7 protein-coding genes are annotated in these 12,605 nt (G+C 63.0%); 2 read left to right on the top strand and 5 right to left on the bottom strand.

What is annotated here, in order from left to right; all coding sequences use genetic code 11:
- Position 1: 1 nt before the first annotated feature.
- From soxX to AC1DVV_RS08340, 5 genes are all read right to left on the bottom strand, one after another.
- Entirely contained in the window at positions 2-448 is a 447-nt protein-coding gene (gene soxX, locus AC1DVV_RS08360) for a sulfur oxidation c-type cytochrome SoxX (protein ID WP_457280588.1), read from the bottom strand.
- Positions 445-2,652 (bottom strand): xanthine dehydrogenase family protein molybdopterin-binding subunit, encoded by a 2,208-nt coding sequence (locus AC1DVV_RS08355; protein ID WP_457280589.1) that lies wholly within the window; start codon positions 2,650-2,652, stop codon positions 445-447. The genes soxX and AC1DVV_RS08355 overlap by 4 nt, the downstream gene beginning before the upstream one ends.
- A complete protein-coding gene (locus tag AC1DVV_RS08350) occupies positions 2,649-3,152 on the bottom strand; it encodes a (2Fe-2S)-binding protein (protein WP_457280590.1) in 504 nt (167 codons plus the stop codon). The genes AC1DVV_RS08355 and AC1DVV_RS08350 overlap by 4 nt, the downstream gene beginning before the upstream one ends.
- A 166-nt stretch (positions 3,153-3,318) precedes the next feature.
- Positions 3,319-4,443 (bottom strand): winged helix DNA-binding domain-containing protein, encoded by a 1,125-nt coding sequence (locus tag AC1DVV_RS08345; RefSeq protein ID WP_457280591.1) that lies wholly within the window; start codon positions 4,441-4,443, stop codon positions 3,319-3,321.
- Between the two features lie 2 nt (positions 4,444-4,445).
- Complete coding sequence (locus tag AC1DVV_RS08340) at positions 4,446-5,357, bottom strand: glycosyltransferase family protein (RefSeq protein WP_457280592.1); 912 nt, start codon at positions 5,355-5,357, stop codon at positions 4,446-4,448.
- A gap of 532 nt (positions 5,358-5,889) precedes the next feature.
- Between AC1DVV_RS08340 and AC1DVV_RS08335 the strand changes: the two genes are divergently transcribed.
- Entirely contained in the window at positions 5,890-7,593 is a 1,704-nt protein-coding gene (locus AC1DVV_RS08335) for a ShlB/FhaC/HecB family hemolysin secretion/activation protein (protein WP_457280593.1), read from the top strand.
- 41 nt (positions 7,594-7,634) lie between these two features.
- Positions 7,635-12,557 carry a beta strand repeat-containing protein gene (locus AC1DVV_RS08330; RefSeq protein ID WP_477665867.1) on the top strand — a complete coding sequence of 1,641 codons (4,923 nt, stop codon included), beginning with the start codon at positions 7,635-7,637 and terminating at the stop codon, positions 12,555-12,557.
- Positions 12,558-12,605 lie beyond the last annotated feature (48 nt).

Below are 12,605 nucleotides of genomic sequence, written 5' to 3'. Positions count from 1 at the left end.
TTCACTTCAGTGTGAGCAGAAAGGCCACCACGTCTTCAATTTGCTGGGCGTTCATGATGGGCTTGCCCTGCCAGGCCGTACCCACGCGCACGAGGCCGTCGTTGCGGTAGTAGGCGGGCATGATGCTGGCCGGGTTCAGGCGTTGCGCGTCGGCAATGCGCAGGCGCAGCTGCCCTTCGTTCCAACGTGCGCCCGCGCCCGCCAGGTCGGGCGCCAGGTTGCCCTGGAAGCGCTCTTCGGGAATGGGCCCGGTGTGGCAGAGCAGGCACAGGCCGTGTTGGCGGCTCGCGACGATGGCGCGGCCGCGTGCCGGGTCGCCGGGCGTGACCGTCAGTGCCTGGGGTATCGCGTCGCCAACAACCTGCAGCGCCGGGACGGATTGTTGCGCGAAGCTGGTCCAGGGCGCCAGCATCATCACCCCGCCGGCGATGGCGCCATGCCAGTTCATGCCTTCTTGAGATCGTGGTTCTTCAGCGGCAGGTCGCGTATGCGTTTACCCGTCGCCGCGAACACGGCGTTGAGCACTGCAGGCGCGGCGACCGCGATCGTCGGTTCACCGACGCCGCCCCAGAAGCCGCCCGAGGCGACAATGATGGTTTCCACCGCCGGCATGTGCTGCATCTGTACGACGGGGTAGGTGCTGAAGTTGTCCTGCTCCATGCGTCCGTCTTTTTGTGTGCATTCGCCGAACAGCGCTGCTGACAGGCCGTAAGCAAAGGAGCCTTCGACCTGCGCCTCGATCTGCTGCGGATTGACCGCATAGCCCGGGTCGGTGGCGGCCACGATGCGGTGGACCTTGAGCACGCCGTCGCTGCTCACCGATACCTCGGCGCAGGCCGCCACGTAGCTGCCGAAACCCATGGTTTGTGCCAGGCCCCGGTAGACCTTCTGGCCGCCGACGTCGGGCGGGGGCACGTTCCACTTGACGCGTTCGGCCACGGCATTGAGCACGGCCAGGTGCTTGGGGTGGTTCGTCATCAGCTTGCGCCGCAAGGCCAGCGGGTCCTGCCTGGTGGCAACCGCGATTTCGTCGATGAACGATTCGAGGTAAATCGTGTTCTGGTTCAGGTTCACGCCGCGCCAGAAGCCGGGCGGCACACTGGGGTTGCGCATTGCATGGTCGATCAGCAGGTTGGGGAAGCTGTAGCCAATGGAGGCTTCAGGCCCCGGTGCGTTGAGGCCCTGAAACTGCACCGGGTCGAGTCCGTTGCGCACGTTTTGCGGCGCCACGCCGGCCAGGATGGACTGGCCTGAAATGCGCATGTGCAACGCGGTGACGTTGCCCTGCGCGTCCAGCCCGGCCTGCAGCTTGCACTGCGTAACCGGGTGGTAGCGCCCATGCAGCATGTCTTCCTCGCGCGACCACAGCAGCTTGACCGGCACACCCGGCATTTGTTTGGCAATGTCCACCGCCTGGCGTACCCAGTCGTGCACCGCGCCGCGCCGCCCGAAGCCGCCGCCCAGGTGAATCTTGTAGACCTCGCATTTGCCGGCCGGCAGGCCTGCCGCTTCGGAGGTGGCCGCCAGAGCCGCTTCACCGTTCTGGGTAGGCGTCCAGACTTCGCAGCGCTCGGGCGTCCAGCGTGCGGTCGCATTCATGGGCTCCATGGTCGCGTGGTTCTGGTGCGGGTAGGAATACACCGCTTCGATGCGTCTGGCCGCTGAGGCCAGCGCTGCTTTGGCGTCGCCGTTCTGGTTGCCGACGGCTGCGTCGGGCGCGTCCAGCCCGGCCTTGAGCATCTGGGCAACGCTGGCGCTGGAGTTGGCGGCATTGGGGCCGTTGTCCCATTCGATGGGCAGCGCGTCGAGTGCGGTCTTGGCGCGCCACCAGGTGTCGGCCACGACGGCCACCGCACTGTCTCCGACTGCCAGCACCTTCTTCACGCCGGGGCGTTTCTCAACTGCGGCGGCATTGAAGCTTTTGACCTTGCCGCCGAACACCGGGCAGTCCTTGATGGCCGCGTTGAGCATGCCGGGCAGTTTCAGGTCTGCGCCGTACACCTGCTTGCCGGTGACTTTGTCCATTGTGTCCAGGCGCGCCAGTCGCTTGCCCACGAGCTTCCAGTCTTTCGGGTCCTTCAGCTTGACCTCGGCGGGCGGCGCCACTTTGGCTGCCGCAATCGCCACTTTGCCGTAGGTGGTTTTGCGGCCCGATGGCGTGTGGGTGATCACGCTGCTGGCCGCGGTGCATTCGGCCGCCGGCACCTTCCATTCATCGGCTGCGGCCTGCACCAGCATCATGCGGGCGGTGGCTCCGCCTTTGCGCACATAGTCGTGCGATTCGCGGATGCCGCGGCTGCCGCCGGTAGAGAAGTTGCCCCAGGCCCGGTTACGCGCCAGGTTCTGGCCGGGTGTCGGGTATTCGGTGGTGACTTTGGCCCAGTTGCATTCCAGCTCTTCGGCTACAAGTTGCGCGAGCCCGGTCAGGCTGCCCTGGCCCATTTCAGAGCGCGCGATGCGGATGACCACCGTGTCGTCGGGGCGCACCACAACCCAGGCGTTGATCTCCGGCGAGGCTGCGCCCTGGGCAGCCGCCGTGCCGGCGAACGGAATGTGGAAACCTACGATGAGGCCGGCCGAGGCACCCGAGGCCAGGAAGCGGCGGCGCGAGAGACGCAGAGAGTTTGCGGAGGGCAGGGGGGTGGCGCTCATGTCGTGCTCCCGTCGGTGTGTTGAATGGCGAGCGCCGCGCTTTTGGTGTTACCGCCCGCGGCAACAACCTTGATGGCGGCGCGGATGCGGTTGTAGGTGCCGCAGCGGCAGATGTTGGTCATCGCCTCGTTGATGTCGGCATCGGTCGGGTTCGGCTTGGCCTTGAGCAGCGCTGCTGCCGTCATCACCATGCCGCACTGGCAATAGCCGCACTGCGGAACGTCCAGCGCAACCCAGGCCTTTTGTATGGGGTGCGAGCCGTCGGGTGAGAGACCTTCGATGGTCACGATTTTTTCGGTCGCACTCACCGTCGAGACGGGCCGCACGCAACTGCGTGTAGGCACGCCATCGATGTGCACGGTGCAGGCGCCGCAGGCCGCGATGCCGCAGCCGTATTTTGTGCCGGTGAGCCCAAGCTGTTCGCGGATGACCCACAGCAGCGGTGTGTCGTCCTCCACTTCAAACTCACGCACGGTACCGTTGACGTTCAGTTTTGCCATGGATGCGCTCCTCAATATTTGAAGGAAGGATGGGCCGGATGACTGGGGGATAGTAGCGCTGGTGCATGTCAAATGCACCCGGCAATGCTATACCTGAGTAATGTGCTGACTTGCGCTTGGCAATAAAGTTCGGCCGGGTAAACCCTTGTGAGACCGGCGCTTTTCGTCAGCGAGCTTCTGCCAGCGGCAGGCCGGTGAAAGCCGCGTAGCGTTGAGCGGCAAGCCGCAGTGCGCCGGCGCTGCCGCGCGGCAGTGGCGCGAAGGGCGCTGTGCTGATGCTGAGCGCGCCTTTTTTTACCTGCGCCTGCCAGGTGCCGGCCACGCGCCCGCCGACCAGCAGCGCCGGGCGGAACAGGCCATTGGGCGTCATGAGCTTGCCGGCGTGTTCGCTGTCGATGATGGCTTTGCGATCCGTATAGCCCAGCACGTATTCGTCGAAGCCGGCGAGTAATTGAAGCGCGGGCTTGCCGGCTGGCGGTAAAGGCGTGCGTTTGGACCACCACACGGTGTTCCCCTCAAACAGTGCCCGTGCCAGGCCGGTTTCGGCCATCTCCAGCGCCGCCCTGGCTTCGCCGGCGGCCAGCCCTGACCACCAGGAAAAATCGGCCAGCGTAGCGGGGCCATGGCTGGCGAAGTAGCGCTGCGCCAGTTGTTTGAGTGCGTCCTCGCGAAGCAGCTCCTTGCTGGCTTCGAGTCCGGGAGGCAGCCATTCATCGAGCAGTGTGTAGGTGGCCTGCTTGCCGCGCGGGTTGCCCAGGCAAATCAGCCCGACCTGGGCCGCGCGGTACAGGATGCGCCCCCCGCGATGGCCTTCAGTGTTGATACGGTGCTGCGCGAGTGCAGCAAAAAGTTCCAGGCGCGTGAGCTGCTGGCCGCCTTCCAGGCACTGCCGGATGGCCGGGAGGATTTTGCGGAAGGCTGCCTCATCCAGCTGGACCTCACGGTAGGCTGCCGCGGTGCGGGTCAGCAAAGCCGGTGCGGTCAGTGCCAGCAGCCAGCGCAGGTCGGCGGCCGCCACCAGGTGCAGCGTGCCGCGCAGGACCCAGCTGCGGACCACCTTGCGTTGAGCCAGTGCCTGTTCAATCGACGCGTCGGTGATGGCCGCAGCGGTTGTGAAGCGCGAGCCAACTGCCCATCGGGCGTGGGCATATTCCTGTGCCTGCACGGCGCCAAACCACTGCACGGCCTGATCGGTTCGTTTGAAATTTGAGGCCCCAGGCGGGGCGGTTGCAACAAGGCGCTGGCTGGCCTGCCGCAGCGCGAGCAGTTCCTGCCGCGAGATCTCCGCCATGCTCAGGCAACGTTTTCAAGCATGGCGAGCATGCGGCTTTGCCAGGCTGCGGAAGAAAACCGTTCACGCAGCAGTTGCTGCGACGCCTGCACCATGGCCTGGCGGCGGGGTACGTCTGCCAGCAGGTCGGCGCATGCCAGGGGCATGTCCTTGAGGTCTGCCATGACCAGATGAACGCCTGGCTCGATGCCGAAATCTTCAGCGCCTTCAAAGATGTCGGAAACGACGGCCGTGCCGGCCGCCCAGCTTTCGAATGTCCGGAACTGGTCGAAGTACGTGTGTTCCGGATCGGCATGGATGTTCAGGTTGATGCGCGCACCGGCGCGGCAGGCGTCGCGCGCGGCGCCCCACAGGCCGCTCCAGACGAATTCGGCCTTCAGGGTGGGCGCCGTGCCGGCGAAGTATTGCTCGGCATCCCGCCGCCGGGGCGTGTCGCCGCCCAGCATGATGATGTCGCGGGTTCTCTGCGCTTCAGGAAGGGGCGTTCGCACATGTTTGCCGGCCACCATATAGGGCAGCTGGCAAGTGGCAAGTGCCGGGAAATGCTGTGCGAGGTAGCGTGCTATGGAGGAATCCATCGCCAGCACAGCGTGCAAGCCGGGTGCGATGGCGTCGAAAAGATCGGTCTTGTACCGATGTACGGTAGCCAGTGCATTCTTTGTCAATGGATCAAACATCCACAGCACGTGCTTGCCGTTGCGCGGCAGGCCCTGCACGGAAAAACGGGGCAGTGCATAAATTCCGGCAATCAGCAGGTTGACGTCGCAGTGGCCGACATCGGGCAACGGCGCGTCGGTGCTGGTGCCCAGGTCAATGAACTCCACGTCATGGCCTGCCTTCACCAAAACGTCCATCCACAAGCGCGAAGCGTTGCCAAACAAGGTGTCGATGTCGGTGTAGATGTGGATTTTCAACGCGTCTTCCTGCGGCTTCTTTGTGTTGCTCTTCAGCTTATAGCGCAAGGCGCCAAGGTGGCCAGGGCCAAGCAGGCGTTGGCGATCCGCAAATAGACCCAGGAGTCATTGCCGCTGTGATCTGTTGTCATCGCCGTTCGACGGTCCGAATGGCGGCGCTTGTCGTTCCGGCAATGCCATCCGTGCGCGGTATCGGGGACCTGCGGCAAAACTTTACACAACGCACCTGGATTTCCTGGGGAATTCTTCACCGGCAAGAAAGATTTTCAGTAAGTCAAAGGTAACTGAATGTATGTCTTTCTGGCTCTAAATGTAACCAATAGGGCCGCGTAATGTGTGCAGAAAAGCCCTTTTTGAAAAAATTGGGGCGAAATCATTACATAAGACTGTTGGTAATTAATCACTTTTTCTCCCTTGTATCAGGTTTCACAATTGGTTACCGTGAATTAGTTCACAAAAAATACAGCCCGCAAGTGTCGAATCACAACACCTGCAGGCACTTCGGAAACCTTGATTTTCAACGGGGCTGGCGATGAAGCGTATCGATCATGTGGGCGTGCACAGGATGTGGACTGGTGCTTTTTCTGTGCTCATGGTCATTGCGACAACTGCGCTGGCGCAGCAGGCGCCATCCACCATTGACCCCGGCCGGGTTCGCGAGCGTTTTGATTTCCAGCCTGAGCCCGGCGCCTCAGCGGCACCTCCGGAAATCAGGACCGAGCCAACAGGGCCTTTGCCTGAATCACTCAGGGCCATTAAGGTCACGCTCAGGCGCATTGATATTGAAAGCAGTACCGTGCTGCCCGGTGGCATTCTTCAGGCGAATGCGGACAGCTATACCGGACGGGAGATTACCGGCAGCGAGATTCTGCAACTCGCGTCTTCGCTCACCGCGATGTACCGTAACGCAGGCTACATCCTGTCATTGGTGGTGGTGCCGCCGCAGTCTCTCGCCGACGGTACGCTCACCCTGCGTGTGGTTGAGGGCTACATCGACAAGGTGAACATTCAGGCAGGGGACGATGTCAGTGCCCATGTGAAGGAGCAGCTCGCAGCCATCGGCGAGAAGATCAGGGCGTCGCGGCCCATTCAGGGCCCCGTGCTTGAGCGCTACCTCCTGATCGCCAATGATTTTCCGGGTGTCGAGTTGCGCAGCGTGCTGGCCCCTGCGCATGCGCCGGGTGCGGCTGACCTCACACTGATCGCCAGCGTGAAGAAAGTCGAGGGCTTCGCTGCCGCCGACAACTATGGGTCGAAATACCTCGGCCCCGCCGAGATCGGCGTGGAAGTGAACATCAACCAGTTGCTGGGCGTCAACGACCAGTGGCGCTTTCGGGGCATGAGCAGCGGCAACTCCGAGCTGGCCTATGCACAAATTTCCTATAGCCAGGTAGTCACGACAGAGGGTCTCAAACTGTCCGCTGCCGTGTCCAGGGCTCGCACACGTCCAGGCGACATCCTGACGCCGTTTGATATGCGTGGCAACGCGGACACGATGACGGTCTCTGCTGCGTATCCGCTGCTTCGAACCCGCAATGAGAGCGTGACTGCACGGGCAACGTATGAGCACACCGACGTGCAAACCGACGTGCTGGGCACCCGGGTGATTGAAGACCATCTCCGTGTGCTGCGCCTGGGGCTTGGGTGGCGGGTGCTTGACCGCCTGGGCGGGCAGAACTCGCTGGATGTGGATTTCAGCCAGGGACTGGGTGGCACCCGGGAATCCGATCCGCTCAAAAGCCGGGCAGGGGCCAAAGGGGTGTTCAACAAACTTACCTTCGATTACGAGCGTACCCAGCCCCTTGCTTCGAACCTTGCACTTACGCTGGGCCTGAGCGGGCAGTGGGCCAACACCCCCCTGCTTTCGTCCGAGCAGTATGCGGTGGGCGGCCGGCGGTTTGGGCGGGCCTACGAGCCTGCTGAACTGGTGGGCGAGCGCGGGCTGGCGTTTCGCGCCGAACCTCGTTATTCCGGTTCCTCGGACTTCGCGGGCTTCAGGTCATGGCAGCTCTTTGCCTTTTATGACATCGGCAAGGTCTGGACGGTGGGCTGTACTTGTGTGGGCATGCCCAACAGCCAGAGCCTGGCATCGGCAGGGCTGGGGACTCGCCTCTTCCTTCCAAGGAACGTGGTGGCTGCGGTCGAGATCGCCTGGCCCCTGACCAAACCCATCGCGAGTTATCAGCCCCACGGAAAAGACCCCCGGCTACTGGGCACGCTGCTGGTGCGCTTTTGATGATTTGTTCAATGACTTTTCTTTGCCTCAAGAGGTGATCCATGAACGCTAAGCTGAACCCCCCGCGTATTTTTCCTGCCGTCCGGCGCCGGCGATCTTTTGCGCTGAAAGCCCTTCCGGCGGCGGTCGCCATGCTGTTCTCGCCGCCAGGCTGGCCGGTTGACATCGCCGGTGGCGCAGGCCTTCCCCAGAACGGCACGGTGTTTTCCGGCACGGCCTCAGGCTCGGTGTCGGGCAACCAGCTCACCATCAACCAGGGAACCGACCGCGCCGTGGTTAACTGGGGCTCGTTCGACATCAACCCCGGAAAGATGGTGCAGATCAACCAGCCCAACGCAAGCTCGGCCATGCTGAACCGCGTGACAGGCGACGCCAGCCCTTCCCAAATACTGGGCAGCCTTTCGGCCAACGGAACAGTGATGCTGATGAACCCCAATGGTGTGATGTTCGGGCAAAACGCCGTGATCAATGTGGGCTCGCTCATTGCCACCACGGGCAACATTGACGTCAACAACTTCATCAACACCGGCGGCGCACAGATCACCGGGGCCGTCGGCAGTATCACCAACCATGGCAGCATCACCGCGCAAAATGCCGGCCTGGTGGCTTTGGTCGCGCCGTCGGTCACCAACCACGGCAGCATCACCGCCACCGGCGGCACGATTGCCCTGGCCGGATCGACCGCCGCCACGGTCACCACGGTGTCGCTCAACAGCGGGCTGTATGAGTTCGCCATACCGGGCGGTGCAACGGGTTTGAGCGTGTCCAATATGAACCATGCCAGCCTGAACGGCGCGACCCTCTTGCTGGGCGTGGGCGATGCCGCCAATCTGCTGTCCGGCGTCATCAACCTGGAGGGCATTCAGCAAGCCAGCAATGCCATCGTTGTCAACGGCCATACGGTGGTGCTGAAGTCGGCACTGGACGCAACCCAGGTCAGCGGCAATGCAGGCCAGGTCGATGTGTACAGCGGGGCACGTATCCAGGACGCCGTCAACATTTCAAAGACCGGCACACCAGGAGCGGGGGGCTCTGTAGATGTTCACGGAGGCGCTTATGCCGAGCAGGTCACCCTGAACAAGGCCAACCTGACACTGACAGGCCTGGATGGCGCAAAAATCGTGGTGCCCGATGCCGGGCAGGTCAACGGCATCAGCATTACCGCCAACAATGTGACGGTGACCGGGATGGAGATCGCCGGGCCGGTTAACCAGCCCTACACAAGTTATGCGTGGGGTTCCAACATCAGCCGCGGCATTGCCGTGGCCAATGGCGTCACCGGTTTCACGATCAGCAACAACAACATCCATGATGTGCGCAACGGCATCCTGATCGACGGGCGCAACACGGGCAGTGTGACAGGCAACCGGATTGAAAATACCAAGAGCGCCATCTCTGTGCAGTACACCGACGGCAGCGGCATTGGCATGGCCGGCAACAGCCAGGGCCCGGTGGGCAACGAGTGGGGCCTGAACCTGCACCTGAACGGGCACATGGTTGGATCGAATCCCAACCCTGTCTCCAACAGCACGCCCATCGCTGCCGCTCCTACCCTGTCACAGCAGCAATCTCTGCTGGACCTGAGCGCGGCCAATGGCGGCTGGTCCGTGCAGGACCAGGCGTACACCTCGTCCAACCGCACGCACGTGACGGTGGCTACCACGGGCTCTTCGGGCGCACAGGGCAGCGTACTCACCCCGCTGGGAAGCATCCAGGGCGGCGTGGATGCCGTGGTCACGGGCGGCACGGTGAACGTGGCGGCCGGTAGCTACAGCGGCAGCGTCAGCATCACCAAGTCGCTGACGCTGGACGGCGCGGGGGTGGGGCAGACGGTGCTGCAGTCCGCCTCGGCTGGCACCGGCGACGCGGTCACTATCAACAATGCTTCCAACGTGACGCTCTCCGACCTGTCGATTGCCGACTACCTGTACGGCTTGCGCATCAACGGTACATCCAACGACGTGACCGTCAATCGCGTGGCTTTCAACAACAACACCTTCGGCATGCGCAACGGCACCACGACCCGGGCCGACAACTTCCGCATGCTCAACAGCACCATCACCGGCGGACAGATCGGTGTGCAGACCTACAACGGTTACCAGATGGTCGGTGGCGCTCCGGTGGCCACGGGCTCTTTTGAGAATGCATTGTTTGAGAACGTCACGGTGGACGGCCCCAGCTTCAAGGGCTTTTATCTTGAAACCGCGAACAACCTGACTCTCAGGAACGTCACCGTCTTGAATGCCGGCAACTATGGGGCGCCTGCATCTTCATCGCTGCATAAACGTTATGGCGCCGGCATCGACATCAACCTGAAATACGACAACTTCAATGCGATCAATTTTGACAACGTGACGGTCAAAAATTCTGGCGCGAGTTCGGGTGATCCGACGGCTGCGGCGGTGGTCATCAAAACACGCGGCATCGCCGGTGACAGCGCCGACTACATGGCCGCACCGGCCAGCTTGCAAAGCGTCAACATCTCCGGCGGCAGCATCGAGGGTTCCAGCCGGACAGGCATACGCTTTGAAACCATGAGCAATGGCCATGGCGGCCAGCCCACGGTCGCCATCGGCGGCGGCACCCAGTTCAAGAACAACGGGCAGGACATCTCGGTGGACGCTGTTGCGGTTGATGCTCGCGGCGCCGTCTTCGACGGTGCGGCCGACGGTTTTGCCATCGAAGACCGCGTGACCCATGCACTCGATACCACCGGGCGAGGCCTGGTGACCTGGACGGACGGCAATGTCTACGTCACGCAGGCCAGCGGCAGCATCCAGAGAGGCGTCAATGCCGTGGTTGCCGGCGGCACGGTCAATGTGGGCGGCGGCACTTATGTGCAGCCCTCCACGCTGGTGGTCGACCGTAGCGTCACGCTGGCCGGTTCGGGCCAGGGATCGACCGTGATTGACGCACACGACGTCAGTGGTTACGGCATCAACGTGACCGCCGACAACGTGTCACTCAAGGACTTCACGCTCTACGGCCCGAGTGCCAACGTAGCCGGGTCCTACGGCATCAAGGTAGCGCCCGTCGGAGACGCATCAGCGCGGCTGCGCAACTTCTCCATCAGCAATGTCACCAGCCGCGGCGCGGGCCGGGCCGAGCTGGACCTCAATGGCGTTGACGGCGCGCTGATAGACCGTGTGACGGCCGACGGTGCGCCGGTGGGCAACAACACCGGCACGACGCAGGGCGCCGGCATACAGCTGACCGACAGCGCCAACGTCACCGTCAGCAATTCGACCACCCGCAACAACGCCTGGGGCGGCCTGGCGCTTTACCAGGCCAACCGTCATTACAACCAGCAGGTGAACAACATCACGGTGGCGAACAGCAACAGTTTTACCGAACGCAATCCGGTGTACATGCAGGATGAATCAGCGAGCCGCAACTTTGGCGCACTCAGCATCGCGGGCTTTGACTTTGCCGTACGCAATGCCGGTACAGCAGACAACAGCTACCAGTACACCTGGCTGCAGGCCTCGCAGCAAAACGCCCTGGACTATGCCGTCAATCTGGGTAACGCGGGCTCCAGCTACGTTCAGGGCTGGAACGGCGCGCAGGCCACACAGGACTTCCAGGTGGGCATCGGCAATCTGCTGGGCGGCGGGACACAGGCGCTATCCATCGGGACGGCCATGGGCAATGCGGCAACCGGTGCCAATATCCGCGTAGGCGCCGGTACCTACGCCGAGGACGTGGTGGTAAACAACCCCTACAACCTGTACTTCGGCGGCTCGACCCTGCACGGCCTGACGCTCAATGCCGGCGCGGGCGGCTCCGGCATCAGTGGCAACGTCACGGTTGACGGTGCGGGTGGCATCCTGTTCAATGCCCCGGTGAACCTGCTGGGCGACACAACGCTGGCAACCCTGGGCGCCAACATTACGCTCAACGGCGATGTGCAAAACGCCGGCAGCGCAGCCCGCGCGCTGCGGCTCGTCGCAGGCTCGGGCAGCACCCGCGGCAATGTGCACATGGTGACGGGCGGCACGGAAACCAACGCGCTCGGCCGGTTTGAGGTTGTGGCCAGTGACTTCAGCCTGGACAGCACCTTGTGGGTGAAAGGCTACGGCATTGACGCACTCGGCAATGTTGCCCTGAGCAACCACACGCTGCGCGGGCAGGACGCTGCACAGTCCAACACCCTGAACGCCGGCGGCGACGTGAGCGGCTCCACCATCAGCCTGGGTGCCGTCCAGGTCACCAGCGGCGGCGACGTTTCGGCCAACGTCACCGCCAGCGAAGTGGCGGTGGCCGCCGTAGGCGACGTAAGCGGCACCACCACCAGCCAGGGCAATGTGCAGATCAGCAGCAGTACCGGCGACATCAGCGGCAACATCACCGGCAACAACGTGGTGGTGCAGGCTCAGGGCGACGTAAGCGGCACCACCACCAGCCAGGGCAATGTGCAGATCAGCAGCAGCACCGGCAACGTCAGCGGCAACATCTCCGGTAACAATGTGGTGGTGCAGGCGCAGGGCGACGTGAATGTCGTGGTCACTGCCAGCAACTCGGCATCGCTGGCTGGCGACACCGTGGTGGCCAACGTGGTCGCGCCCATCATGGCCGTGGAGGCCGTCACCGAGGTGCAAATTTCCGGCACATCCGCCCAGGTGAGCATTGATTCGCCAAAAGGCAGCGTTAGCGGCAGCTTCGGGCAGGTGACCAATTCGGGCAGCGGCCTCGTTAATGTCAACGGCAAGCCGCAGGGCAACCAGCAACTTTCATCCAATGCGGAAAATAACCGCGTGATTCCGGCCGGCAATAACGTGGCTGACAACGCCGGGGCCGGGGCTGACAGTGCAGGGGCAGCTACGCCGACGCTTCAACTGGCGCTGGCCGGTGAAGGTACGACTTCTCTGGTTTCGAGCACCCCTGCCAAAGCAGGCGATGCCATCGACAACGGCCAGGCCGTGGAGCTGGACATGTCACCAGGCAATGGAAAAGAGAAGGAATGAGGATTGGCCGGTGAATTGCCGGGCTGGGTGCAGGGCCTGAGCTTGACC

It is taken from the genome of Polaromonas sp. P3_B4 (assembly GCF_056402835.1).
Note: the sequence above shows the minus strand (reverse complement) of the source record. Positions and strands in the feature narration are given on the sequence as shown.